We start from the raw sequence: 24,786 nt of genomic DNA, 5'->3' as shown, positions 1-24,786 counted from the left end.
TTTTATATCAATGCAGCGGCGTGATCTGCGCTCGCGGCGCCTGTGCGCCATACCAGGCCAATTTCTGTTGCAGCGCCACCACTTCACCGATCACCAGCAACGCCGGGGATTGCACCTGATGCTGATCAATCAATGTCGCCAGTTGCCCGAGCGTGCCAGTGAACACACGCTGCTCTGGTCGGGTGCCATTTTCCAAAATCGCGACAGGCGTGTCAGCAGCGCGGCCTGCCTGTAGCAGCTGCGCCTGAATAAATGCCGATTTCATCAGGCCCATATAAATCACTAAAGTTTGGTTCGGCCGGCTCAGGCTTTGCCAGTCAGGCTCTTTGCCGTCTTTCTGGCAATGTCCGGTGACAAACTGCACCGCCTGCGCATAGTCGCGGTGCGTCAGCGGAATACCGGCGTAAGCGGCGCAACCTGCGGCGGCGGTAATGCCCGGCACCACCTGAAACGGGATTTGATGCGGCAACAACACTTCGATTTCTTCGGCGCCCCGGCCAAAAATAAAGGGGTCGCCACCTTTTAACCGGCAGATTTTTTTGCCTTCGAGCGCCAGCTTCACCAGCAGTGCATTGGTCTCTTCCTGCGCCACTGAATGCGCGCCGGCTTTTTTACCGACACAAATCAGCTCAGCATCGCGGCGCACCAGCGCCATAATCGGTTCTGAGACTAAATAGTCGTACACCACGACATCAGCTTGCTGCATCAGCTGCAGCGCCTTCAGCGTCAATAACTCAGGGTCGCCAGGCCCGGCGCCAACGACAAATACTTCACCGCGTTGTGGCTGATGGCCATCGAGCATTTGTTCAAGTGTTTCTTCCGCCGCTTGTGGCTGGCCGCTTTGCAACAAACTCACCACTTTAGAACTGAATACCTGTTCGTAAAACTGCCGGCGGGCGGCGAAATTGTCCAGCTTCTGCTGCACGTTTTTGCGGAACTTGCCGACCAGCGTGGCCAAAGGCCCCAGATGCTGCGGTAATAACGTTTCTAATTGCTCGCGCAGCCGGCGCACCAGCACAGGCGCAGTGCCGCCACTGGAAATCGCGATTTGAATTGGCGCACGGTTGATAATGGCTGGGAAAATAAACTCGCATTTGTCCTGATCGTCAACAGTGTTGACCCAGACCTGACGCGCCGTGGCGGCCTGATGCACCGCCGCATTAACGGCATCATCATCCGTCGCGGCAATCACCAGCCAGTGTCCAGAGATTTGCTCAGGCTGAAAATCGCCTTGCACCAGCACGGCTTTACCCTGTGTGGCCCAGTGTTGGAAATCCGTTTCAAACTGATGCGATACCACGGTCAGCACCGCGCCAGCATCCAGCAGCGCCCGCGCTTTACGCAAAGCGACATGGCCACCGCCTATCAGCAGCACGGCTTTGCCGGTCAAATCAGTGAAAATCGGTAAGTACTGCACGCTGTTGTCCCCACGGGCTCTTGCCTTGGTCAGGCTCAGATCGTCGACACACCATACTGCATTTCAATCAAAAGGCAGTGTGATGATTCAATATGGCTGCGATATTAGACGTCTAAACGTCCTGAATCCAAGAAGCAAATCGGCTCAGATATAACTAAAAGGAATTAGCGGCTTGGTTTTCGGACTTTAAGAGGATTCAAAGATGGGTTATCAGCAGAGGCCGGCATCTGGTGATACCGGCCTCTTTGAAAAACTCAGGCGCCAGCGCGCTTACTAACAGCTGCGGTAAACACCACATCTGTTGAGCTATTCAGCGCAGTTTCGCAGGAGTCCTGTACCACACCGATGATAAAACCAACCGCGACCACCTGCATCGCAACTTCCGCCGGAATACCAAACAGGCCACAAGCGAGTGGAATCAATAATAAAGAACCACCGGCCACACCCGAGGCGCCACAGGCACAAACTGCCGCGACCACACTTAACAACATCGCAGTGGCAAAATCGACCGGGATCCCCAAGGTATGCACCGCAGCCAGCGTCAGCACTGTGATGGTGATTGCAGCACCGGCCATATTGATGGTGGCACCGAGCGGGATCGACACAGAATAAGTATCTTCATCCAGTTTCAGCTTCTCACACAGCATCATATTGACCGGAATATTGGCGGCAGAACTACGGGTGAAAAACGCCGGAATGCCACTTTCGCGCAAACAAGTCAGTACCAGCGGATAAGGATTGCGTTTTGTGGTGACAAACACCAGCAGTGGATTTACCACAAAGGCAATCACCGCCATCGAGCCCACCAACACAGCCAATAAATGGCCGTAACTGGCAAGGCCAGCAAAACCAGTGGTGGCGACAGTTTCCGCCACCAGGCCAAAAATACCGATAGGTGCTAAGCGAATGATAAGCGTCACCAGGTGCGAAACCCCGTGCGAAATATCACTGAAGACTTTTTTCGTTGTGCTGTTGGCGTGATGCAGGCCCAGACCAAAACCAACAGACCAGGTTAATACGCCGATAAAGTTGCCGGTCAGCAGCGCGTTGACCGGGTTGTCGACCGCCTGAAACAGAATACCTTTGAGCACCTGGCCAATGCCTTCAGGCGCTGTCACCGCTTGCTGGGCATCGCTTAACACCAGGCTGCTCGGGAACAGAAAACTGGCACCGACAGCGGTGAGCGCCGCCAGAAAGGTACCGAGTAAATACAGCACCAGCACCGGTTTCATTTTCGCCTGGCCGCCGATTTTGCGGTTGGCAATGGCGGACGCCACCAGCACAAATACCAAAATAGGCGCGACCGCTTTTAGCGCTTTAACAAATAACGCGCCCAGTATCGCCACGGATTGACCGGCCTCAGTCGACCAACTCGCCAGCGCCACGCCTAAAATCATGCCCAATAAAATTTGTGGTACTAAACCAAAATGGGCGAAAAAGCCCTTTTTCGGAATTTCAGTGCCTGATACTGTTGTTTTTGTTGTCATTATAGGAATTTCCAATTGGAGTGCTGCCTGATTCTGCCGTGTCCGGGCGGATGGAGCAAGGCTGACCAGCATAGATGTGGCTAAACTCAGCGATGAATGCGGCGGATAGCAGCCATTTTCCGCTGGAATCCTCTGTTGTAGTTGTGTTAACAATATGAAAAACATTCACGGAGTTTGATGATGCACCGGATAGCTTTATGCCTGACTCTGAGTCTGGCCGGTTGTGCTCAGCAGGTTGCTGTCACGGCAATACCGCAGGCCCCTTCAACCGACCAATCAACCGCAGTGCGGATTTATGCACCACCGGTGCCGGCACAAACCTTTGCGGCTTTGGCGCCAGTGCCAGAGATGTCAGATCTGCTGCAGCTGACGGCGGCACAACAACAGGATTTCCTTAGTTATTTTCATCACCCGCGTTATGCAGACCAAACTCCGGAGTATCGGCTGTACAGCTACATGCAAAATGTACTGGCGGTGTTTCAGTTTAGTGGCAGCACCACCCCCGCCAGCGAGGTGATGCGTACCGGCTCCGCCAATTGCGTCAGTCTGGCATTGCTGACCAAAGCACTGGCCGATGTCGCCGGCATTGATGTGCGTTTTCGCGCGACCTACCGCGAACCAGTCATCGATATCCGTGGCGACTTATTGTTACAGGCCACCCATGTGCGCAGTTATCTGAATGCAGCGCCAGACTCCGGCACGATCCGCCAGCTTTACATCGATTATTTCCGTGGAACATTGAGCTATCAGGGCGATTTTCTCAGCGACGCCCGTTTCAAAGCCACGGTATACAACAATCTGGCGGCGGAAGCCTTGCTGCGTGGTGAGTTAGACCAGGCCCATGCACTGGTACAGACCAGCTTGCAACATGATGACCAATTTGTGCCGGCGATTAACCTGATGGCGGTATTGTTGCGCCGCCAGCACCAGCCGGCACTGGCACAACAATGGTATCAATATGGGTTAACTGTTGCGCCGCAGCAGTTGGCGCTGCTGCATAACTATCAGGTGCTGGCAACACAGTTAGGCGACCAGCCGCTGGTGCAGCTGTTAGAACAGCAACTGGTGCTGGCTGACAGTGACGACCCGTTTGAGCTGTATATTCAGGCGGTCCAGGCAGAACAAGCCGGGCGGGAGGCAGTAGCGATCAGCTTCTATCAGCGGTTACAAAAACGAGTGCCTTATTTATTCCAGGCGAACCAGGTACTGGTGCGGCATTATCTGAAAAATCATCAATACCAGGCGGCAAAACAAATTCTCGAAGCCGCGCTGGAATACAGCTACGAACCGGAAAAACGATCGCTACTGCAACATAAACTGGCGATGCTGCGGACGATGTAAAATACCGATAGATCCAACAGCTGGTCGGCGTTTTTGACCTTTGGTCAGCGCACACAGCAGCAATGAACCACTGCTTTTATCCTGTCCGCACAGCCTTTCCCAGGCTGAGCTGAATGAAAAGGAGTGGATCTATGTCGTGGTGGTATCCAACGATGGCTGTGGTACTGAGTGTTAGTCTGAGCTTTAGCACAGGCGTGCAGGCGGCGCAGCCAGATTTGCAATACCGTGTACTCGGTAGCAACGCGCAGGGCGACAGCTTGTTGCGGGGGGCGCAGCGCCAGCAGCTGCTACTGCAAACACTAGATCTGCAATGGCAAAGCCCGCTCGGCGCCAACCAACAATTTCAGCTCGCCAGCACGCTATGGCGCACCGATCCGCAGCAACCGGCCGGTGCAACAGCCGAACAAAAGCTGGAATTTTCCGAAGCTTACTGGAGCATCGACGAAGGCAACTGGAGTTTTAGCGCCGGCAAACGCAAACGCGATTTTGACGTCAATTATGGCCTGCGGCCGCTGGATTTGTTTTCGCCGACCGACACGCTGGCGCTTTACACCGTCGTCGCGCCCGGCGTCTGGCAAGCGGCTGCTGACTGGTTTGGTGCCGACAACGCCTGGACTTTGCTGTGCAATCAGACGGAACCAGTGTTTCGCCGCTATGGCCAAACCTTGCCCGCGAGCACCGGTTGCGGCGCGCGTTATTACCAGCAGGCCGGCGATCTGGAATGGCAGGCGCTGGCGCATTATGACGAGGACATCGGCTGGCGGGTTGGCACCAGCCAGGTCTGGGTGCTCAACGAAGGGCTGGCGCTGCAGGGCAGTCTGCTCTGGCAACAGCATTATTGGACCAGTCATTGGATCCAGTGGCCGAAGCACCAGCAGCCGGTTGGAATTACCATAGATCGCCCCCTGGCCGATGCGGTGCAACAACAAGGCGCCTGGCAGCTCAGTACCGGCCTAAATTACACCGCTGCAGCTGGCTGGAATCTGATACTGGAATATAGCTATGACGGCCAGGCCAGCGCCGACAGGGACTGGCAGACGCTGCAACAACGGCTGCATGGCCCGACGCTGCAAGCACTGGAACGACAAAGCAGTCTGCAACTGTTCAGTGGCCGCCAGCTGACACGTCAGCAATGGTTGTTGCATCTGCACGCCGAAGGCGACTGGCACCCGTCATTGACGCTGCTGTATCAACCTGCGGTAACAGGATTGTTAATTTCGGGGGCTGTCAGTTATAGTGTCAGCGATCAGTTCAAAATTAACTTAGGGATCAAGCACTTCGCTGGTCCTGCCAACAGCAGTTTCCGTTTGCTTGGCAAAAAACACGAAGTCGTGGCCGGAGCCCAATATGCCTTCTGACAGCACACCCATCCGTTGCGAAGGACAACCCCCGTTCTGGCGCGATCAGCTGAACCTGATTGTGCCTTGTTCTTTACTGGCGCTGCTGTTCACTTTATTTGGCATGGGGCCTTGGTGGCTACAATTGCTGTACTCGAATGGTATCGGTTTGACTATGCGTACCACCATTCGCTGGCTGCAGCGACATCGACCTGCGCTGTCGATGACACTCAACACTGTGCTGGCACTGGCATTGGCCGGATTACTCTGGTTTGGTTTGCCGATGGGCTGGACCTGGTGGCAGTTCAGCGCAGCCGGCAAGGAGTTTACACCCGGCTTTGACTTGTCGCTGCTCGGTATTGTAGGGGTGGTCAGCGTGGCGATGACGGCATTCTATTATCTGCTGGACCAAAAACATCAGTTACAGCAACAGCTGATGCAAACGGCACTGAAGCAATCGGAACAGGAAAAACAGCTGCTGGAACAACAACTAAAACTGCTGCAATCGCAAATCGAACCGCATTTTTTGTTTAATACGCTGGCCAATGTGCAGGCGTTGATCCGGATTGAACCGCAACAGGCCAGTCAGATGCTAGCCGCCTTAACGACCTTATTACGCCAAAGCCTGGACCAGACCCGCACCCAGCTGGTGCCGCTGGCCGATGAACTCAGCTTCAGCCGCGCTTACCTGCAGATCCAGCAAATTCGTCTCGGTGAGCGTTTGCAGCTGGACTGGCAACAAAGCGACGACCTGCCGCTCCAGCTGCCGGTTCCGCCGGTGCTGTTGCAACCTTTGTTAGAAAACGCCTTACAACACGGCATTGAACCAGTGCGCAGTGGCGGTCAGCTGCAGGTCCGCCTGTTTGTTGAACAGCAAAAACTCTGTTGTGTGCTGAGTAATTCCATTCCACCAACCGCAGCCGCCCAAACGCCGGACGGCCGCAAGGACCACGGCATTGGTCTTAGTAATACCCGCGCCCGGCTGCAACAACGATATGGCGATTTGTCTGGTTTAACTTTAACGCTGGCCGAACAGCAGGCCATAGTCCGTCTGGAGATCCCGTTGTGAATACTGGTCTGAATTCGAGTGTAAATCCTGCGACCCCACGTCTGTTAATTGCCGATGATGAACCGTTATTACGCCGCCATTTGCAGGCGCTGCTGGCAGAATTCTGGCCAGAAGCGCACACCACATTGGCCGAAGACGGCTCAGTTGCTTTAACTTTGTGCCAGCAGCAACAGTTCGACGTCGCTTTTCTGGATATTCAGATGCCGGGCTTAGATGGCCTGCAGTTATTACGCGAGTTACGCCGGTTACCTGCGCCGCCTTTGGTCGTGTTCAGCACCGCTTATAACCAGCATGCGGTCAGCGCTTTTGAACTGGAGGCAGTGGATTATCTGTTAAAGCCTTTAGAAGAAGCGCGGCTGCAGCAGTGCATCACACGGCTGCAACAACGGCTGAGCCAGCAGCAAAAGCCCCAGGCCAATCTGCTGCATTTACAACAGCTGCTAAGCCAGTTACTGCCCGCTGCTGCAGGCACGGAGCCGGTAAGCGCAGCCCCGGAAGCCAGCACTACAGCGCCCGGAACCGAGCCACTGCGCTGGATCAAAGCCAGTCAGCGCGACACTATTCATCTGCTGGATATTGCCGATATCGACTTTTTTCTCGCCGAAGATAAATACACCACAGTAGACAGCGCCGGCCAGCAATACCTGATCCGCACCTCAATCGCCACCCTGGAACAACAGCTCGACGCGCAGCTGTACTGGCGGATTCACCGCGGCTGTATAGTCCGGGTCAAAAGCATCCTGAAAGTGGAACGCGACGAATTTGGCCATATGACGCTGGTGCTGAAAAACAATACGACAGAACTTGCCGTCAGCCGTGCTTATCAGCATTTGTTTCGCCAGCACTAGGGTGGCGACTGGCCAGGGGGCGCAGTATTGCAGCCTGAAACCAGGCAAACCGCGAGATGACGCCGGAAAAGGCTGTGACAACGCCAAATGATGATGCTGTTACCGCACAGGATGACACTTGTGATCAAGCGGCACAAATGCCATGTACCACTGTCACGGTTCGAGACTGATTAATATTGCGATGGTGCAGACACCAACTGAAATTGACTATCCATTGCCTGATTACGTAACTCAATCAATGCCTGGTATTCTTCGCTGTTATACCAATCCATTGCCTGTTGTTCACTGCCGAACTCAATGACAGCTTTGTTCGCATACAATTGTTTGCCGTATAACGATTGCGATGCTCCCTTTGCAATAAATTTTCCACCAAATTTCGCCACAGTTGGTGCTGCAAGCTGACTGTATTGAGCAAGTTTTGCAGCGTCTAACACGTTTGATTCAACAACAATATAACTAGTCATAGTTTTTCCTTATGCCTTCACGTCACTCAAAAACGTTGACAAAGGTTAACGCCAGTCCATATTTTGAAACAATATAAACAAATTGAACTGACTGTCCGTAAATATGAACACTGTGAAGCTTGCGCCTCTGTTATTGATCTTTGCTGAAGTGGCCAGACAACGATCTTTTACCGGTGCAGCCAAGAAACTGGAATTAAGCAAATCCGCGATAAGTCAGCAGATCAGGCGCTTGGAAAGCGAGCTCAATATGCAGTTGCTGGCGCGGAACACCCGCGGGATCGCCCTGACACAAGCAGGGGAAACACTGTTAGCCCGAAGTGAACTCCTGAGTGAACAACTGGCGAACGCAATCAACGATATCCAACAGGTGAGAGCACAGCCCAGCGGGGTTTTTAAAATATCAGTTCCACCATTTTTTGAACGGGACATCATTGTGCCGGCCATTCGTCAGTTGTGTTTGGAGTTTCCACGCATCGAACCTGAACTTGTTGTCACTGGAAGATGGCAAGATCTGATTGAACATCAGCTGGATGCCGCGATATTTGGCGGCTTGCTTAGAGACAGCAACTATAAGGCGCAGTCGATTGGCAAAGTCAGTGATATGTTTTGTGCGACACCGAATTATCTGCAGCGCCATGGCAGCCCTGACACAGTGGCAGACTTACAGCAGCACAAATATATCGCCAGTCGCTGGCAAAAAGGTGACCTGACTTTAATCGACAAACAACAAGGCATTGAATATACACTGTCACTGTCACTGTCACACTTCGCACAAACCAACAATCTGCCAACACTGGTCGAAATGACGTTGGCCGACATGGGGATTGCCTTACTCCCTGAATTTATCGCAAAACAAGAAATCCGCCGTGGTCAGTTAGTTCACGTACTGCCGAATCATCATGGACGTCCATGGCACTTTTATTTTTTGCATCGGTATCAAGATCAAAAACCAGCTTACGTTGAGCGTTTTTATATGCTCGTGACGCATTACTTTAAGCTCGTCATATCTGGGAATTAATCCAAACAACAGCAGGCCTCAGACAGGTATATAAAATGACTTTTTCCCTTGGGGGAAATCAAACAAAAGACGCGGTGAAATGCGCAGGTTGTTGACTGCACGGGAGCCAGAACTGATTGTTCAATCATGGCTCCCCGCTCATTGTGGGATGTCACTTACGATACGGCTATGGATGTAGCCGCTTGGCTACCGCCTGTACCAAAGCCGCTGGTGCTGTGACATCATCCTGCATCAGCCAGTCTGGTGTTTGTAATTGCTCAGTAAATCCACCTTGTGGCCTGGCGACCCAAAACCTTGGCACAACGATGAATAACTTACTGTGTGGCAAAGTAAAATACTGAATGCCGCCTGTGCTCCGCGCACGCACATAGCTGGCTTCCCCTGCCAGCGTGGCAAAGCCAAAATCCTGCATCACGTTAGAAAATTGCACGGCGGATGAATAAGTACGACGACCTGTTAACACCACCACTTTGCCTTTGAAACGCAGCGGGTTGGCTAATTGCGGCTGGTACCAGGTTTTAAGTTCGCTTTCAATCACCTCACCTGCAGGTTCGGCAGCACTGGCACGGCTGGCAATCACTTTCTTTTTGGCGTGAGAACCGGTTCGAAATGGTTTGTCAGCCAGATAAGGCATCACATGATCAAGCCAGACGGAATCATTGCCACCGCGGTTTTCCCGCACATCGATAATCAATGATTTGGCACCGGAATTTTTGATTTTGGTAAAAACATCCTTGGTAAAAGCGCCAACAACCTGTTCATCCGGTAAAGCAAAAGTGCCGAGTTTCAGATAGGCGGTGTTGGCGTTTAATGCCTGATAACTAAAATCAGCACTGAACTCTTTTCCGGATGTACCAAGCACTGCCGCCCGTTTGCTGGCCGGTAGGGTCAGATCGGTCAGCTTGTCATTTTGTTTTAATTGCAGGTTAAATTCGGCAGGTGTGCCAAAGGCAATGGCGTACATCCGCTGAAAAGCCGGCCCCAATAAGTTGGCTCTGTTCATAGAAGTATCACCATGGCGCAGTGCCAATAATTGCCGGGCAAGCAGCGGCGCTGCCACGCCATTAATACTTTCAATAGTGGCACCACGCCATGGTGTATCGGCGCCACCGGCCAGTGCCAAAACGACCAGTTCACCGTCTGGTTTAACATGCACTTCGAGCGGAAAGACACCGCTGGTTCTGTCGATGAATGTTTGCAAATCATGTTCGGTTTCCGGCAAATTCACCGACCAATGCGCATCGTTAAACAGCGGATTGAGCTTGGCTGCCTGCAGCCAGAATTCGTGGGCGGTCATTGGTTTGGTCAGGTTCGCACTAATTTCCTGGTAAGCCCGTGCCAGTTGTTCCGGCGAGGCTGAGTGGCGGATGTCCGGGTGAGTGGCGGCGATAAATTCCTGCAGACTGGCGAAATCCGCTTGCAGTTGCGCCGGGCTGAATTGCTCTGTAGGCGCCTTGCTGGCGGTAGTCACCGTGCCTGCCGATGTGGCATGTACCGGCAGGGCTGTGGTCAGTACAGTAAGACCACAGAGCAGCAATAATGCGCGCCCGGAAATTTTTCGATATTGCGTTGTATTTTCAGATTGAGTGGTACGGTGTCCCGGGCGCATTGCCATGTTGGTTTTCCTGCATTGATAGAGATAGACATTGCCGGCTTGGTCGCACTGTGGCAGGAAAAAGTTGGCCGTTATGGTGATTTTTAGTTTATTTATGGCTTTTGCAGAGATGGCATCTGGTTGTTGTCTCTCTGTGAAGCAATCTGGGGACCATGTCATTCAGCGCTGTTTTTTACCATTCAGCGCCATTTTTGCCCGTCTGTCAGCTCATCCTGCTGCGGGTTAAATAAGCCCTTAAAGTCACTCCATCAGGCCGCTTGACCGACCGGCCTCAACTCAGGAGAGACGACATGAATACAACTCACTTCTTCCGCCCGCTGTTACTGACCTCTGCACTGATCCTGGCCACACCTGCCATGGCGAATAACTGGATGTCGATTTATCAGCAAGGCGTACAGGGCGATGAAACCGCCAATGAACAGGCCATTGCCAGTCTGACTGCAGCCAGCGCTGCGGCCCCTGAAGATCTGCAGTTGCAGGCGATGCTCGGTGCTGTCGAAACGGCGGCAGCCAAACACGCTATGTTGCCGTGGAACAAAATGAAACTGGCCGAACAGGGCCTGAGCAAACTGGATAAAACGCTGCGCCAGTTAGACCCACAAGACCGCGCGCAGGCCATAGTGACGATGCAGGTCCATACCATCGCTGGCTGTACTTTTATCAATCTGCCGGACCTGTTTAACCGCTTTAACGAAGGTTATGCCCTGCTGAAAAACCAGATCCAAAGCCCGGCGTTCGGTTTTGCCCCCACCGCCGCGCAACAAGCCCTGTATAGCTGTGGCGCCAAAGCCGCCAGCAAAGCCGGTGACGAAACGCTGGCCAAAACCTGGCAACAACAAAGCGCGCAGTGATCAAACCAACAACTCAAGCCAATAGATCAGGCAAGGAACCAGCCATGCTGACTTTTCAACACTTAAGCAAAACCTACGGCAGCGGTTTGTCACAAAACACCGCATTAAAGGATGTCAGCGCTGACATCAGCTGTGGCGAAATGGTGGCTTTATGCGGACCGTCTGGCAGCGGCAAATCCACTTTGCTGAACCTGCTGGGTCTGCTCGACACACCCACCCAAGGCCAAATTTGGCTGGATCAGCAGCCGGTGCCAACAGATCCGGCCGCACTGGCGCAACTGCGCTGTCGGGCTATTGGCTTTATTTTCCAGCGCTACAATCTTTTGCCGGTGCTGACTGCGCTGGAAAACGTCGAATATCCGCTGCAGTTGCTTGGCGTCGCCAAAGCGGAACGGCGGGCGCGCGCCATGGCGCTGCTGGAGGCGGTCGGCGTTGGTCAATTTGCCGGCCAGCGTCCGGACCAGTTATCCGGCGGCCAACAACAACGTGTCGCGATTGCCCGGGCTTTAGTCAAAGCGCCACCACTGGTGATTGCAGACGAACCGACGGCCAACCTCGATGGTGTCAGCGCTGCGCAAGTGATTGATTTGATGCAGCAACTTGGTCGTGATGCCACCACCACTTTTTTAATTGCCAGCCACGACCCACGGCTGTACGAACGCTGCTCGCGGTTGTTAACCCTGAAAGACGGCGTGCTGGTGGAAAACCAGCCGCAAAGCCTGAACCCAGCGCGCCGCGCCAGTTAACAAGGAGAATCATCATGTTGCATGCTGCCTGTTTAAATTTATGGCGCCACCGTCGCCGCACGCTGTTCACCGGTCTGGTTTGCAGCGCCGCCATGACTGCTGTGTTGTTAGGGGCCGGTTTTGCCCTGTTTACCTATCAGTCGCTGGCGGAAAAAGCCGCGCGCGATTTGGGTCATCTGACCCTGAGCCACCCGGATTATTTTCTCGATAACGAAGATGTGCCGCTGCAACATGGCATCCAGCGCGACCCGGCGCTGGAAAAGCGGCTGCTGGCGCGCGACGACGTCAAAGCGGTGTTACCTCGCTTACAGTTTTCCGGCCTGGTGTCCAACGGTGAAAAATCGACGATTTTCCTCGGCAGTGGCGTCGATGGCAGCGAGTTCCAGTTAAAAGGCCCCTTCCTGCAAATCAAAGCAGGCGGCGTGTTGCCACCGGCTTATCTCAGCAAAGCGGACGACAACATTCCGCTGCTGATTGGTGAAGGCCTGGCGGCCATTTTAAAAGCCAAAGTCGGCACTGAACTGAGCCTGATGTCGGCTACCAGCACGGGTGCACTGAATGCACTAGATGTGGTCGTTGTCGGGATCTTCTCCACCGGTGTGCCGGATCTGGATAAGCGTCAGTTGTATCTGCCAATCAAAGCTGGCCAGCAACTGTTGCAAAGCGACAAAATCAGCGAACTGAATATCTATTTACTGCACGACCAACACCAAGACGAGCTGGCGGCCGCGTTGCAGAGCGAATTACCGGATAGCAAAGTCACGCCCTGGCAAGACCGCGCCTTTGTATTTAAAGCCGTGCGCGACCTATACAACCGCATCTTCGGCACCCTCGGCATCCTGATGTTATTGCTGGTGTTATTCGCTGTCGGCCATGGTATTTCGCAAGTAGTGACTGAACGCACCCGGGAGATTGGCACTATGGCGGCCCTTGGCGAGCGCCGCAGCCGCATCGTCGGTAACTTCGTACTGGAAGCCTTGTTGCTGGGCGCCTTCAGCGCCGTGGTCGCTACCCTGTCGACCTTAGTGAGCTGTGAATTGCTGCGCCAGTTTGAAGTAATGATGCCACCGCCACCAGGTTCCAGTCAGGGCTACCCACTGATGATCAGTTTCAGCACCGAACTGACCCTCTATGCCGGTCTGGTGTTGATGGTGGTCTGTATGTTGTTCGCACTGAAAGCCAGCCTGAGCGCCGCCCGTAAGCCGTTAGTGGAAGCGTTGGGTTTTGTGTAACTAACACTCGTGGGCAGCTGGTCCGCACCGGCTGCCATCTGGCGGTGCTAGCGACCTTTGGTCAGAGCGCTCTGCAACAACACCCAATCTTCATTAGTCTGCTTCTAAACTCGAGCACGACAAGGAACTACACCATGACACAAAAACTGAATACATTTTCCCGCCTGACGATGCTGCTCCCGACTTTATTACTGCTCGGCAGCGCTCTCAATGCCAGCGTCGCCGCTGAATTACCACTGCCACAGGCGCAGCAATATCTGGCAACCGCCGAACAGTTTCGCGGTCCACAGCAAAGTTTTGTGCTGCAAGGCCGGATTGAAACCATCAAAGCCGGTCGCAGCGAAAAAATGCAGCCGTATCAGCTGTTGTCAGGGGAAGATCGTAAGTCACTGGTAATTTTCACCGGCGGTACCAGTCAGGGGCAAAAAGTGTTGTTGCAGGACCAGCAATTCTGGTTACAACTGCCAGGCAGCCGCCGCGCGCTGCGCATCACGCCGCTGCAAAAGCTGATGGGCGAAGCGTCCAGCGGTGATGTCGCGACGCTGAACTGGCAACAGGATTACCAGCTCGTCGCCGCCGATGCACAAAAAGATGGGATCCAACTGAGCCTGCACGCCAAGCGCGAAGGTCTGAGCTATCAACGGATTGAACTGTGGGTCGGCAGCAGCGACCAATTTCCGCAACGGGCCGAGTTTTATCTGCCATCCGGCAAACAGGCCAAATCTGCCCGTTTTGTCCGAAGTAGCACCGGTGAAGCGCCGCGCGTGGTCGCGATGGAACTGCTGGACCGGATGCAGAGTAAAAATGTGACGGTGCTGCATTACGATGTGGTGACGCCACAAACCTTGCCGGCGAGGTTATTTAATCCGCAGGCGCTCAGCACTGTGCAGGCGATATAGACGACTGAAGTTTACAAGCGCCTTAACCAAACGTCGGCGATCCCATCTCCGGTTTTGCGCCAGACGAAAGCGCTCACGCCGACGCGCAAGCATGGTTCAGCCAGTACCATGCTTGCCGGGGGAACATCAGAATGTTAATGTTTTAACTGGTTTATTGTTAATTAATTTCAAGGACAGAATTGATGAATAATGCCCGTTTGCTGGCTCTGGTCGGGATGATGTTTGCCGTGAGCGCATGTAAAGACTGGAATACGTCCGCGCCTGTCACTCATACATCAATTATGAATTTACAATTGCAGACACCACTGACACCGGCACAAATTGAGTTACAACAACAGCGGATCAAACTACTGACTGAAATTGTCCAAACACATGCGAACAGCATTGAATTAGGCATTAAATCATATAGCGAAACTGTGCAGGATTCGGTGCAACTGCTCCAATTAAAATTAACCTTGGCGACGACCGCAGCAGAGCAAAAAGCATTATTGCAAGAACTACATCAGGTCTATACAAAACTACTGGAAGTACAAAAAGCTCAGTACTAGGTCGGCATCCTGAGTATTAATGACTACAAGCACACCCAAGTAAAATTACTTGAAGTTCAGATGTTACAGATGCAGTTACCACAATAGCGGCTGGCATTGATCACAATGGTGCGCTGCCAGCCGCAAGGTATATTTTTGACTGAGATCAGATGCCGTCACCAGCGACATGCAGACCACATTCGCGGCCCATGCCATTAAAGCGGGTGTCTTCTTCGCTCATCCCGGCTGACAGCGGTGCACTGGAATGGGTGTCGCCGACCGAGACATAGCCCTGCTCCCACAGCGGATGGTAAGGCAGGTTGTGGTCCTTCAAATAATAAAAAATATCTTTGTTAGTCCATTCGACAATCGGATTAATCTTCAGTACGCCGCGCTGAATACCGACAATAGGCGTATCGGTGCGGCTGCTACTTTGGCTGCGGCGCAGGCCGGTAAACCAGCTGCTGATGTTCAGCTCCTGCAAAGCGCGTTGCATCGGCTCGACTTTGTTCAGCTGGTTGTATTGCTGCAGGCCTTCCGGCGTCGTCCAAAGCTGACCAAAGCGTGCTTCCTGCCAGGCCGGCGTGATGTCGGCGCGGTATACCTTGAGATTCAGCTGCAGCCGTTCCGTCAGCTCATCTATAAAACGATAAGTTTCCGGGAACAAATAACCGGTGTCGGTCAGCACCACCGGAATGTCCGCTTTGACCTGAGTCAACAGATGCAACATCACCGCAGCCTGAATGCCAAAGCTGGAACTCAGCATATGCTGGCCCGGTAATTGGTTGAGCGCAAAAGCCACCCGCTCAGCCGGCGACAGCGTTGCCAGCTGTTGGTTGATTTCCGCTAAGGCTTGCTGCTGCGCGGCCGGGTCCAGCTGTAAAATCTGCTGATAACTCATTTATTTACCTGTCTTGCTTTGTTTGACGGGTAACCACAAGGGTTACCCTTACCGCTAAACTCACCGATGCGTGATGGCGATGTTTTTAGACGGGCAGCCAATGTACGGTGGCGCTACTTTCGTACGGTGGCGGTAAACGTACGGTGGCGGTAAACGTACGGTGGCGCTTTGCTTACCGTACCTACCTGTACCTTCCAGTACCTACCCGCACGTACCCGCACGTACCTGCCGCCCTGTTGTCTGGCGGGTAACCGCGAGGGTTACCCCTACGGCTTATTTAGGCGTGGAAGTCTGTTTTGCTGACTTTCACTTCAGCAACCACACCAACCCGGATGACAAAATCACCAAAACATTCGCCAGCATGGCGTTCCAGCGCCCAGCGGCCAATCAGCGTGTCCAGTGCAGCCAGAATTTCCGCTTCGGCCACATTGTCTAGATACAGCTTCGGAATGCGCGTACCAGCGGTGTTGCCACCCAGATACAGGTTGTATTTGCCCGGGCCCCGGCCGACTAAACCAGCCTCGGCCAGCATGGCGCGGCCACAGCCGTTCGGGCAGCCAACCACACGCAAAATGATGTGATCGTCCGCCACACCATGCTTGGCCAGAATGCCTTCGACGTGAGTGACTAAAGTCGGCAAATAGCGCTCGGCTTCAGCCATTGCCAGAGGGCAAGTTGGTAGCGACACACAGGCCATCGAGTTTTTGCGCTGCTCGGTGACTGAGTCTTCAATCAGGCCATGCGCGCGGGCAATGGCTTCAATCTGCGCTTTATCCTCAGCGGCGACGCCGGCGATGATCAGGTTCTGGTTCGCCGTCATACGGAAATCACCTTTGTGAATTTTGGCAATTTCCGACACACCGGTTTTCAGCGGCTTGCCCGGATAATCCAGCAAACGGCCATTTTCGATAAACAACGTTAAATGGTGTTTGCCATCAATGCCTTCGACCCAACCAAAGCGGTCACCGCGATGGGTAAATTCGTAAGGCCGGCTCGGCTGGAATTGCACACCAACGCGTTTTTCCACTTCCTGTTTAAAAGTGTCCACGCCAATACGGTCGATGGTGTACTTGGTTTTGGCATTTTTGCGGTTGACCCGGTCACCATAATCGCGCTGCACAGTGACGACGTGTTCTACCACTTTCAGCACATGTTCGAGGCCGATAAAACCAAAATCTTCGGCGCGGCGCGGGTAGGTACCTTTATCGCCGTGCGTCATCGCCAAGCCACCGCCAACCAGCACGTTAAAGCCAACCAGCTGGCCGTTTTCGGCAATAGCCACGAAATTTAAGTCGTTGGCATGCACGTCGATGTCGTTATGCGGCGGAATGACGACGGTGGTTTTGAACTTACGCGGTAAATAGGTATCACCCAGCACCGGTTCGGTTTCTGTGGTTTCAACCTTTTCTTCATCCAGCCAAATCTCGGCATAGGCGCGGGTTTTTGGCAGCAGATGCTCAGAAATTTTCACTGCCCATTCATAGGCTTGCTGGTGCAGCACCGATTCCACCGGGTTCGACGTACAAAGCACGTTGCGGTTCACATCGCCGGCCGTGGCAATCGAATCGATGCCAATGCTGTTCAGCATCTGATGCATCGGTTTGATTTCAGGCTTAAACACACCGTGGAACTGGAAAGTCTGCCGGGTGGTTAAGCGGATACTGCCGTACAGGGTTTTTTCACTGGCGAATTTGTCGATGGTCAGCCACTGCTCCGGCTTGATAATGCCGCCCGGCATCCGGGCACGCAGCATCACGTTATGCAGCGGTTCCAGTTTTTGTTCCGCACGTTCCGCGCGTAAATCGCGGTCATCTTGCTGATACATGCCGTGAAAACGCACCAATAAGAAGTTATCGCCGGTGAAACCGCCAGTAATTTCGTCTTTTAAATCTGTGGTGATAGTGCCGCGTAAATGATGGCTTTCGGCTTTTAACCGCTCGTTATCAGACAGCGCGCCCTGCACTTGCAGTTCAGGATTAATCGGATATTGGCTCATTAATACACATCCTTCTGATAACGTTTGGTTTCACGCAGTTGTTCAAAATAGTCTGCAGCAGTTTCTGCACTCAGGCCGCCGTGCTCAGCGGCAATATTCAGCAGCGCCTGATGCACGTCTTTCGCCATCCGGTTGCCGTCACCACAAATATAGAGGTGCGCACCTTGTTGCAGCCAGCTCCAGACTTCAGCACCTTTGGCTTTGAGTTTATCCTGCACATAGACTTTCTGCGCCTGGTCGCGGCTAAAGGCCACGTCCAGTTTGCTTAACACACCGCGTTTTAAATAGTCCTGTAATTCCACCTGATAGAGGAAATCACGGGTGAAATGTGGGTTACCGAAGAATAACCAGCTCTGACCGGTGGCACCGGCGTTGTCGCGTTCCTGCAAAAAGGCGCGAAACGGCGCAATCCCAGTGCCCGGGCCAATCATAATGACTGGCGTGTCATGGTCCGGCAGACGGAAGTTGTCATTGTGCTCAACAAAGACCCGCACCTTGCCACCTTCTTCCAGTCGCTCGGCGAGGAAACCGGAAGCGCCACCTAAATGCGTCTGACCAAAGGCATCAAACCGCACCACACCAACAGTTAGATGCACTTCTTCGCCGACTTCAGCCTGACTGGAGGCAATCGAATACAAGCGTGGCTGCACTTTACGCAGGCAATCGACTAAGGCTTGCGCGGTTAACTGGGCTGGATGCTGCAGGATCACGTCGGCGGTCTGGCGCTCGGCCAGATAAGCGCGTAATGCCGTTTTGTCGGCTGCCAGTTGCTGCAGTTCGCTATTGCCGGTTGCGGCGGCATATTTCTCGACAAAAGACGGGTAGGCTTGCGTAAGTTCTAATTCACGTTGCAGCGCATCCTGTAGCGTCAGCGTTTGACCGCCAAGGCTGACTTCGGCATCGCTTACGGTGCCGGTCGCTTGCAGCACGGCATCAACCAGTGCCGGGTCGTTATCAAAAAACACACCCAATGCATCGCCTGGCTGATAAGTCAGGCCGGTGTCGGCTAATGAAATTTCGATATGACGCACATCTTTGGTGGAATTGCGCGCGGTGATTTTCTGGTTGGCCGCGAGTTCTGCCGTGGCCGGATGTTGTTTGTCGTAAGGGCTGTGACTACCGGCGGTTGCCGTGCTGCCAGGCCAGGCAATCACCTGGGCACTGCCAGCGCCAGCAGCTTTTAACAACGGGCTGAATACTTCTAATGCCCCTTGCTGCCAGGTCGCGGCGGCTTCGGCGTAATCGACATCTAAATCAGCGCGGGCAAACAGTCGTTTCGCGCCAAGCGCTTCGAGCTGCTCATCAAAATCCTGCGCTGTTTTACAGAAAAACTCATAGCTGGTGTCACCAAGGCCCAGCACAGCGTATTGCAGCTCCGGCAGTTTTGGCGCTTTTTTACCAAACAGGAATTTATGGAAACTCACCGCCGATTCCGGTGGTTCGCCTTCACCATAAGTCGAAGTGACGATGATCAGGAATTTTTCTTTGGCCAAGGCATTGGTTTTGTAAGAAGCGATGTCCTGCAACTGTACCGCCACACCCTGCGCCTCGGCCGCCGCTTTGATTTTGCTGGCGACGCCTTTGGCATTGCCGGTTTGTGAGGCATATAAAATAGTCAGCACTGCAGCCTGTTGCGGTGCTGTAGCAGCGCTGGCCACGGCAGTGCCGGAAGCGAGCTGGGCGGCCGCTGCCAGATAACCACTGACCCAGGCTTGCTGGATTGGATTGAGCTGGCTGACCAGTTTCTGTAAATCCTGAACTTGCTGCGCACTAAGCGGGCTGGCTGGTGCGATCAGTGAAGTAAACGGCATAACGACACCTGTACTATCAAAATTGTCGTTATTTTATCCATATAGACGGCTAAACAATAAAGAATTGATCTGCAACTCTTATGCAAATTAGTTATATACCAATACTGTCTGGCGATAGTGAGAATTTAGCTAAATATTAGTGAAAAATGCCAACCCAATATAGCCTCCGCTACAGCATCTAAAAATATTATTCAAACAAATCAACATGATAATCTTTGGCACAGCCTTTGCGATGTCCAGGTATCTGTAACAGTCAGCATAGGTTCAGCCGGACCAGGCCTGACGTCATCACCCACAATGAAGAAGGAATGGACTTATGAAACTGTTAATTGCTGCTACTTTATTCAGCTCAATCGCGATGGCACACGAATCTGATCAGAACTGCTCACTGGAATTACACGACGATTTATTAGTGCAACGCGCTGATGTGCAGCTGTTGCGTAGTGACAATCCGCTGTGGCGCATCAGCGATCAAGGGCAACTCTGGATCAACAATCAGTCAGTCGATACCGATGCGTCTACCGCCGTGTTATTACAACAGTATCAGGCCGGCCTGCGTGACAATGCAGAACAAACCGTGACGCTGGTCGCCGACGCCGTGTCGATGGCTTCCGAAGCGCTGACCCGTGTGATGGCCCAATTTGAAGTCGACAACGGTGAAGCCCAGGCCAATATCGACCGTGCCCTGAACAAGATGCGCACCAACCTTGATCAGATTTTGCTGCGCAGCGACAACAGTATCCGCATCAACGGCAGCAAACTGGCAGGCATCGACAACGGTTTTGACGACGAAATGTCCAAAGCCATTGAAGAATCAGTGGCCGAAATCACCGGCAATGCGCTGATGCTGGTGGGCAAAGCGATGAGCAGCGGTGAAGGCAATTTTGAACAACGAATGGAAGCCTTCGGTCAGAAAATGGAAAAATTTGGCGACGAACTGGAAGCGGATATGAATGTCCGCGGCGAACAACTGGAAGCCCGTGGCCAGCAAATCTGCAGCTCGCTGCAACAGTTAGATGGTCTGGAAGCGCAAATTCAGGCCAAAGTACCGGCGATGCAGCAGTTTGATTTAATTCAGGTTTCAACCAAAGAAGACCGGGCTGACACCGACAAAACTAACAGCGCTGAATAAGGTTTATTTCCCACGAGAGTTTGCTGAAACCTCTCAACACCCGTTGCCCCGCCCAAAGCGGGGCTTTTTTTACGCTTGCCAGTACCGCAACCAACTGCTAAAACAGCGCAACTTCAGCGGACAGCAACTATAGCGAAGAGCAATCATGATCCAGCGTATTTTACCGGGAACCCGTTATTCCGAAGCCGTGATCGCCGGCGGTTTTATTTTTTGCGCCGGCATGGTGCCAAACGATACCAGCCTGAATATTCAGGGTCAGACTGCCGATGTGCTGGCACAAATTGATGCCTTACTGGCGGACTGCGGCGCCAGCAAAGCGGATATCGTCGACGCCACTATTTATCTGGCCGATATGGCGGACTATACCGGCATGAATCAGGCCTGGGATGGCTGGGTTGCCACCGGTCAGGCTCCGGCGCGTGCCACGGTCGAAGCACGCCTGGCCGATCCGGCCTGGAAAATCGAAATCAAAGTTACCGCATTTCGCGGTTAAGCCAAGCTGCGCTTAGGGCTGACCGGCGCCAGAGCTCGAAGCGTGCTTTGCTTCAGCTGACTGCAACTGAGTTGCCAGCGCTTTAAATTTCTCACTCTGGCCAAATTTCTCCGCGAACTGTGCTGCCGTCATCTGACTTTTGTCGGTGATGGCGTCTGTTGCTTTTGCGGTATTCGCTTGGTCACAATCAATGGCATATAACTGCCTGGCAATGCCCCATTCGGCTTTGATCATCGCCCCCATTAAAGCGGTATGGCCTCTTTTGTCACGAATACAGGCATCTGCTCCAGCCTTCAGTAATAAGTCCACGGCACTAGCCTGGCCCTGATAAGCCGCAATCATCAGCGCGGTATAACTGCCATCATTGGGCATATCGACCGGAACGCCAGCTTGTAAGAACTCTTTTAATACCGCCGTTTCACCGCTACGCGCGGCAGCAAAAAAATAGCGGCTTAATTCGGCCAGCGTGGCTTCCTGCTGCTCGGTCACGCGCTGTTCTGCGGCCTTCGCTGGTGCCATCTGCGTTGGAGGCTGCAACGGATCCGCTGCCACATCGGCGAACATCAACACGAATAATGCTGCGATCAGCTGTCGCTTTGTTTTCATCTGAAATCTCCCGGAGCTGTTCTGACCAAAAAATGCCTGCGAAGCCCAACCCTAATTGCAGGAAGGAGCCAAAGGGCCCCGCAGGACTTAAACACTCAGAAGGCCCCGCCACCCCTGCCTGTGACGGGACCTGACCATTGGCTTACAGCGTTGCCGCCAGCGCTTTCACAGTCTTGATATCGCCTCTGACCGCTTTGGTCAGCGCAGTGCCGTAATTCACATCGGCCTTGTAAAAATGCGCCAGCATTTTGTGTTTGGTGCTGCTGTCGCGCACTGCGCCTAAATCACCGGCCAGATTACGTACCAGGTTCTGCTGCGCGGTTTTGTCCAGCTGCCGGTAGAACTCGCCGGCCTGACTGAAATTGTCAGTCTTGGCGATAATTTGCTGCTGCACAGTACCCGACAGCGGCGTCGCCACAGCGCGGGCCGCTGCCAGTGCTGGTTTTGGCTCGATGCTGCTCGGCTCGTAGTTCACATTCGATTTGGTGTTGCCATAGTTCATCGCGCCATCCTGATTGTTGCTGTTGACGGCAACCAATGGCCGGTTGATTGGCAATTGCTGATGGTTGGCGCCAAGCCGGTACATTTGCGTGTCGCTGTAACTGAAGATGCGGCCTTGCAGCAGACGGTCTTCCGACGGCTCAATGCCCGGCACTAAATTGGCTGGCGCAAATGCGGCCTGTTCAGTTTCCTGAAAGAAGTTATCCGGCATCCGGTTCAGCGTCATGGTGCCGACTTTAGTCTCTGCCACACCGGGCCACACTTTGGTCGCGTCCAGCGGGTTAAAACTGAAGTCGTCCAGCTGTTCCGGCTGCAGCGTTTGCACATACAGGTCCCATTTCGGGAAATTGCCGGCGTTGATTTCTTTGTATAAATCACGCGTCAGGTGGTTAAAGTCCATGCTCTGCACTTTAGCGACCTGATCTGCATTCAGGCTCTTGATGCCTTGCTGTGATTTCCAGTGAAACTTCACATAAGTCGTCTCGCCTTTGGCATTGATGAATTTAAAGGCATGCACACCAAAACCATCCATTTCGCGGTAGCTGGCCGGCGTGCCGAGGTCGGAATAGACCTGGGTCAGCATATGGGTCGACGCCGGGTCTTGCGACATAAAATCAAACACGCGGTTCGGATCCTGCATGTTGTCAACCGGTGACGGTTTCAGTGAATGCACCATGTCCGGAAACTTGATCGCATCACGGATAAAAAACACCGGCAGGTTATTCCCGACTAAATCCCAGTTACCTTGATCGGTATAAAACTTGGTGGCAAAACCACGTGGATCGCGCAGCGTTTCCGGGCTGTGGTTACCATGGATCACGGTCGAGAACCGCACAAACACCGGCGTTTTTTTCCCGGCTTCAGCAAACAGACTGGCGATGGTTAAATCCGGAATGGCCTGAGTGACGACAAACTCGCCGTGGGCGCCGGTACCGCGGGCGTGGACGACACGCTCCGGGATCCGCTCACGGGCAAAGCGTTGTAATTTCTGGATTAAATGCACGTCTTGCAGCAAGGTGCTGCCGTTTGGACCTGCCGTGATGGAATTCTGGTTGTCACCGACTGCTGCGCCATTGTCTTTGGTCAGGGTTTGCGCCTGGAGGGTGAAACTACCGCTTATCTGAGTGAGTATCGCTATCGCGACTAACGTTTTTTTGTACATGTTGTTGTCCTCTGTCTGAGTCAGCTCATTCCTGCCTGCTCAGCTTAGGGACACTCAATGAATTAAAAAAATGATATAAATAAATATATGCAATCGTTAAATATGATTAATTGTCAGTCGATGCCTTAGTTGTTGCGGGAAAAAAGTGCAGCAGCACATCGTCCAACAAAGGCTGCCAGTTGTGCCAGTTATGGCCAAAACGCACTTCCTGATAAGCCACCGCATAACCTTTTTTCTGCAATAACTGATGGAATTTCCGGCCGGCACCAAGGTTGTCGTTGAGGGTGCCAAAAGACAACGACATCTTCAGCGGCAGCAACGGCTGTTGTTGATAGAGTTTGGTCAGTACCGCCAGATGGTCTTTATTGCCGGGCGATTGCATCGCCAGGTTACCAAACTGATTGGGCAGCAACAGGCCAAAACAAGCGGCATTAATAGCGCCAAAGGACAGGCCGAGGATCACCCGGTCCGTTCGTGCGGTCGATGGCTGATATTGGGTTTGTATGGCGGGCAGCAAAGTATCGCGGAAAAACGCCGCATACTGTTGATTGCACATAAATTGCTGGTGCCGCCGGTTGACGGATAAATCCGCCGGATCGCGCGCATCCACCAACACCAGCAACAAGGGTCGGATCTTGTTTTCATGACGCAATTGCTGGATCAGCTCAGGCAGTTGGCCCGGATCGGCATACCAGGCGCCGTCGGTGACATAAAGCACCGGATCACCAGGCTGGTAACCGGGGCTAGGTATCACCTGATATTGCAGGTCGTATTGCAGTTGCGGGCTGTGGATCCGCTGCCAGTCTGCCGTGGCAGCAAGGCCAGGCACTGACCAACCGGCCAGCAGGCTATAGGAAAGCACCAAAGCCAGCGCCACAGCCCCTCGGGCCAGCTTAGATTTTACAGGCGCCGCCGGCACAATCGTCTTCGTCCGGTAACGCTTCTGCCGCAGCGGCAGCTGCGTCTGCTGCTGCCAGTTTTGCCGCGTTGTTTTCTGCTGCAGCATCAAAATCCAGATGATCTAAATCCAGGTCAAAATCGTCCACGATAGCTCCTTATTCAGTTTTATCAGTGGCTTGAGCAGCCAGCAGTTGTTGCACCTGCAATTCCAGCACTTCGAGTTTTTCACGGGTGCGCAATAACACCTGGCGCTGCACGTCAAATTCTTCCCGTGACACAAAATCCAGCGAACTCAGTTTGGCCTGCAGCACTGCTTTGACCTTGGCTTCGACGTCATCGGCCACTTCACGGAATTTCGGTGGAATAGAGGCGCCAATCTGGCGCGCAATGTCTTCAATTTTTTTCGGATCCAGCATGTCAGACTCCCTGAACT

The 24,786-nt window shown here is 53.3% G+C and carries 24 protein-coding genes; 12 read left to right on the top strand and 12 right to left on the bottom strand.

The features are described from left to right. Positions 1 to 7 precede the first annotated feature (7 nt). Together cysG and sstT are read right to left on the bottom strand one after the other, a co-directional pair. Complete coding sequence (gene cysG / locus ATY27_RS03210; RefSeq protein ID WP_208932722.1) at positions 8 to 1,417, bottom strand: siroheme synthase CysG; 1,410 nt, start codon at positions 1,415 to 1,417, stop codon at positions 8 to 10. Between the two features lie 254 nt (positions 1,418 to 1,671). After that, the gene (gene sstT, locus ATY27_RS03205; protein WP_208932721.1) at positions 1,672 to 2,904 is read right to left on the bottom strand and encodes a serine/threonine transporter SstT; all 1,233 of its coding nucleotides are present in this window, start codon (positions 2,902 to 2,904) and stop codon (positions 1,672 to 1,674) included. Positions 2,905 to 3,081: 177 nt separating this feature from the next. Here sstT and ATY27_RS03200 point away from each other — a divergent pair, with 177 nt between their 5' ends. From ATY27_RS03200 to ATY27_RS03185, 4 genes are all read left to right on the top strand, one after another. After that, a complete protein-coding gene (locus ATY27_RS03200; protein WP_208932720.1) occupies positions 3,082 to 4,245 on the top strand; it encodes a hypothetical protein in 1,164 nt (387 codons plus the stop codon). A gap of 131 nt (positions 4,246 to 4,376) precedes the next feature. Then, positions 4,377 to 5,603: a hypothetical protein gene (locus ATY27_RS03195; protein ID WP_208932719.1), complete on the top strand. Its 1,227-nt coding sequence runs from the start codon at positions 4,377 to 4,379 to the stop codon at positions 5,601 to 5,603. Further along, complete coding sequence (locus ATY27_RS03190; RefSeq protein WP_208932718.1) at positions 5,593 to 6,651, top strand: histidine kinase; 1,059 nt, start codon at positions 5,593 to 5,595, stop codon at positions 6,649 to 6,651. Before ATY27_RS03195 ends, ATY27_RS03190 begins: the two co-directional genes overlap by 11 nt. Further along, positions 6,648 to 7,499 (top strand): LytTR family DNA-binding domain-containing protein, encoded by an 852-nt coding sequence (locus ATY27_RS03185; protein WP_208932717.1) that lies wholly within the window; start codon positions 6,648 to 6,650, stop codon positions 7,497 to 7,499. The genes ATY27_RS03190 and ATY27_RS03185 overlap by 4 nt, the downstream gene beginning before the upstream one ends. 170 nt (positions 7,500 to 7,669) lie before the next feature. Here the strand turns inward: ATY27_RS03185 and ATY27_RS03180 are convergent, their stop codons facing one another. After that, positions 7,670 to 7,963, bottom strand: a complete 294-nt coding sequence (locus tag ATY27_RS03180) for a DUF1330 domain-containing protein (RefSeq protein WP_208932716.1) — start codon at positions 7,961 to 7,963, stop codon at positions 7,670 to 7,672. A gap of 103 nt (positions 7,964 to 8,066) precedes the next feature. On the opposite strand from ATY27_RS03180, the gene ATY27_RS03175 reads away from it, so the two are divergent. Further along, complete coding sequence (locus tag ATY27_RS03175; RefSeq protein WP_208932715.1) at positions 8,067 to 8,981, top strand: LysR family transcriptional regulator; 915 nt, start codon at positions 8,067 to 8,069, stop codon at positions 8,979 to 8,981. 166 nt (positions 8,982 to 9,147) lie between these two features. Here ATY27_RS03175 and ATY27_RS03170 read toward each other — a convergent pair whose 3' ends face one another. Next, positions 9,148 to 10,596: a S41 family peptidase gene (locus ATY27_RS03170; RefSeq protein WP_208932714.1), complete on the bottom strand. Its 1,449-nt coding sequence runs from the start codon at positions 10,594 to 10,596 to the stop codon at positions 9,148 to 9,150. Positions 10,597 to 10,886: 290 nt separating this feature from the next. Between ATY27_RS03170 and ATY27_RS03165 the strand changes: the two genes are divergently transcribed. The 5 genes from ATY27_RS03165 (at position 10,887) to ATY27_RS03145 (ending at position 14,872) form a co-directional block, all read left to right on the top strand. Next, positions 10,887 to 11,447: a hypothetical protein gene (locus ATY27_RS03165; RefSeq protein WP_208932713.1), complete on the top strand. Its 561-nt coding sequence runs from the start codon at positions 10,887 to 10,889 to the stop codon at positions 11,445 to 11,447. Between the two features lie 44 nt (positions 11,448 to 11,491). Next, positions 11,492 to 12,193, top strand: a complete 702-nt coding sequence (locus ATY27_RS03160; protein ID WP_208932712.1) for an ABC transporter ATP-binding protein — start codon at positions 11,492 to 11,494, stop codon at positions 12,191 to 12,193. A gap of 14 nt (positions 12,194 to 12,207) precedes the next feature. Beyond that, positions 12,208 to 13,425 (top strand): FtsX-like permease family protein, encoded by a 1,218-nt coding sequence (locus ATY27_RS03155; protein ID WP_208932711.1) that lies wholly within the window; start codon positions 12,208 to 12,210, stop codon positions 13,423 to 13,425. Between the two features lie 134 nt (positions 13,426 to 13,559). Next, positions 13,560 to 14,324, top strand: a complete 765-nt coding sequence (locus ATY27_RS03150; RefSeq protein ID WP_208932710.1) for an outer membrane lipoprotein-sorting protein — start codon at positions 13,560 to 13,562, stop codon at positions 14,322 to 14,324. 182 nt (positions 14,325 to 14,506) lie between these two features. Then, positions 14,507 to 14,872, top strand: coding sequence for a hypothetical protein (locus tag ATY27_RS03145; protein WP_208932709.1), 366 nt, complete (start codon positions 14,507 to 14,509; stop codon positions 14,870 to 14,872). Between the two features lie 145 nt (positions 14,873 to 15,017). Here ATY27_RS03145 and ATY27_RS03140 read toward each other — a convergent pair whose 3' ends face one another. From ATY27_RS03140 to ATY27_RS03130, 3 genes are all read right to left on the bottom strand, one after another. Next, positions 15,018 to 15,752, bottom strand: a complete 735-nt coding sequence (locus tag ATY27_RS03140) for a phosphoadenylyl-sulfate reductase (protein ID WP_208932708.1) — start codon at positions 15,750 to 15,752, stop codon at positions 15,018 to 15,020. 277 nt (positions 15,753 to 16,029) lie between these two features. Next, positions 16,030 to 17,748 (bottom strand): assimilatory sulfite reductase (NADPH) hemoprotein subunit, encoded by a 1,719-nt coding sequence (gene cysI / locus ATY27_RS03135; protein ID WP_208932707.1) that lies wholly within the window; start codon positions 17,746 to 17,748, stop codon positions 16,030 to 16,032. Then, complete coding sequence (locus tag ATY27_RS03130) at positions 17,748 to 19,559, bottom strand: assimilatory sulfite reductase (NADPH) flavoprotein subunit (protein ID WP_208932706.1); 1,812 nt, start codon at positions 19,557 to 19,559, stop codon at positions 17,748 to 17,750. The genes cysI and ATY27_RS03130 overlap by 1 nt, the downstream gene beginning before the upstream one ends. A 316-nt stretch (positions 19,560 to 19,875) precedes the next feature. Between ATY27_RS03130 and ATY27_RS03125 the strand changes: the two genes are divergently transcribed. Further along, the gene (locus tag ATY27_RS03125) at positions 19,876 to 20,691 is read left to right on the top strand and encodes a DUF2884 family protein (protein WP_208932705.1); all 816 of its coding nucleotides are present in this window, start codon (positions 19,876 to 19,878) and stop codon (positions 20,689 to 20,691) included. A gap of 145 nt (positions 20,692 to 20,836) precedes the next feature. After that, on the top strand, positions 20,837 to 21,184 hold the full coding sequence (locus tag ATY27_RS03120; RefSeq protein ID WP_208932704.1) for a RidA family protein: 348 nt from the start codon (positions 20,837 to 20,839) through the stop codon (positions 21,182 to 21,184). A 12-nt stretch (positions 21,185 to 21,196) separates the two neighbouring features. Here ATY27_RS03120 and ATY27_RS03115 read toward each other — a convergent pair whose 3' ends face one another. The 5 genes from ATY27_RS03115 to ATY27_RS03095 form a co-directional block, all read right to left on the bottom strand. Beyond that, positions 21,197 to 21,790: an ankyrin repeat domain-containing protein gene (locus ATY27_RS03115; RefSeq protein ID WP_244151400.1), complete on the bottom strand. Its 594-nt coding sequence runs from the start codon at positions 21,788 to 21,790 to the stop codon at positions 21,197 to 21,199. A 142-nt stretch (positions 21,791 to 21,932) separates the two neighbouring features. Next, the gene (locus ATY27_RS03110; RefSeq protein ID WP_208932703.1) at positions 21,933 to 23,453 is read right to left on the bottom strand and encodes a catalase; all 1,521 of its coding nucleotides are present in this window, start codon (positions 23,451 to 23,453) and stop codon (positions 21,933 to 21,935) included. Between the two features lie 106 nt (positions 23,454 to 23,559). After that, positions 23,560 to 24,315 (bottom strand): alpha/beta hydrolase-fold protein, encoded by a 756-nt coding sequence (locus ATY27_RS03105; RefSeq protein WP_244151430.1) that lies wholly within the window; start codon positions 24,313 to 24,315, stop codon positions 23,560 to 23,562. A gap of 31 nt (positions 24,316 to 24,346) precedes the next feature. After that, positions 24,347 to 24,499 carry a hypothetical protein gene (locus tag ATY27_RS03100; protein ID WP_208932701.1) on the bottom strand — a complete coding sequence of 51 codons (153 nt, stop codon included), beginning with the start codon at positions 24,497 to 24,499 and terminating at the stop codon, positions 24,347 to 24,349. 9 nt (positions 24,500 to 24,508) lie between these two features. Then, positions 24,509 to 24,769 carry an accessory factor UbiK family protein gene (locus ATY27_RS03095; protein ID WP_208932700.1) on the bottom strand — a complete coding sequence of 87 codons (261 nt, stop codon included), beginning with the start codon at positions 24,767 to 24,769 and terminating at the stop codon, positions 24,509 to 24,511. Positions 24,770 to 24,786 lie beyond the last annotated feature (17 nt).

Source organism: Rheinheimera sp. F8, assembly GCF_001518915.1.
Note: the sequence above shows the minus strand (reverse complement) of the source record. Positions and strands in the feature narration are given on the sequence as shown.

Coding starts and splice junctions, on each gene's coding strand:
- sstT (WP_208932721.1), bottom strand. CDS start 2,904: ATGACAACAAAAACAACAGTATCAGGCACTGAAATTCCGAAAAAGGGC.
- ATY27_RS03200 (WP_208932720.1), top strand. CDS start 3,082: ATGATGCACCGGATAGCTTTATGCCTGACTCTGAGTCTGGCCGGTTGT.
- ATY27_RS03195 (WP_208932719.1), top strand. CDS start 4,377: ATGTCGTGGTGGTATCCAACGATGGCTGTGGTACTGAGTGTTAGTCTG.
- ATY27_RS03190 (WP_208932718.1), top strand. CDS start 5,593: ATGCCTTCTGACAGCACACCCATCCGTTGCGAAGGACAACCCCCGTTC.
- ATY27_RS03180 (WP_208932716.1), bottom strand. CDS start 7,963: ATGACTAGTTATATTGTTGTTGAATCAAACGTGTTAGACGCTGCAAAA.
- ATY27_RS03175 (WP_208932715.1), top strand. CDS start 8,067: ATGAACACTGTGAAGCTTGCGCCTCTGTTATTGATCTTTGCTGAAGTG.
- ATY27_RS03170 (WP_208932714.1), bottom strand. CDS start 10,596: ATGGCAATGCGCCCGGGACACCGTACCACTCAATCTGAAAATACAACG.
- ATY27_RS03165 (WP_208932713.1), top strand. CDS start 10,887: ATGAATACAACTCACTTCTTCCGCCCGCTGTTACTGACCTCTGCACTG.
- ATY27_RS03160 (WP_208932712.1), top strand. CDS start 11,492: ATGCTGACTTTTCAACACTTAAGCAAAACCTACGGCAGCGGTTTGTCA.
- ATY27_RS03155 (WP_208932711.1), top strand. CDS start 12,208: ATGTTGCATGCTGCCTGTTTAAATTTATGGCGCCACCGTCGCCGCACG.
- ATY27_RS03150 (WP_208932710.1), top strand. CDS start 13,560: ATGACACAAAAACTGAATACATTTTCCCGCCTGACGATGCTGCTCCCG.
- ATY27_RS03145 (WP_208932709.1), top strand. CDS start 14,507: ATGAATAATGCCCGTTTGCTGGCTCTGGTCGGGATGATGTTTGCCGTG.
- ATY27_RS03140 (WP_208932708.1), bottom strand. CDS start 15,752: ATGAGTTATCAGCAGATTTTACAGCTGGACCCGGCCGCGCAGCAGCAA.
- cysI (WP_208932707.1), bottom strand. CDS start 17,748: ATGAGCCAATATCCGATTAATCCTGAACTGCAAGTGCAGGGCGCGCTG.
- ATY27_RS03130 (WP_208932706.1), bottom strand. CDS start 19,559: ATGCCGTTTACTTCACTGATCGCACCAGCCAGCCCGCTTAGTGCGCAG.
- ATY27_RS03125 (WP_208932705.1), top strand. CDS start 19,876: ATGAAACTGTTAATTGCTGCTACTTTATTCAGCTCAATCGCGATGGCA.
- ATY27_RS03120 (WP_208932704.1), top strand. CDS start 20,837: ATGATCCAGCGTATTTTACCGGGAACCCGTTATTCCGAAGCCGTGATC.
- ATY27_RS03115 (WP_244151400.1), bottom strand. CDS start 21,790: ATGAAAACAAAGCGACAGCTGATCGCAGCATTATTCGTGTTGATGTTC.
- ATY27_RS03110 (WP_208932703.1), bottom strand. CDS start 23,453: ATGTACAAAAAAACGTTAGTCGCGATAGCGATACTCACTCAGATAAGC.
- ATY27_RS03095 (WP_208932700.1), bottom strand. CDS start 24,769: ATGCTGGATCCGAAAAAAATTGAAGACATTGCGCGCCAGATTGGCGCC.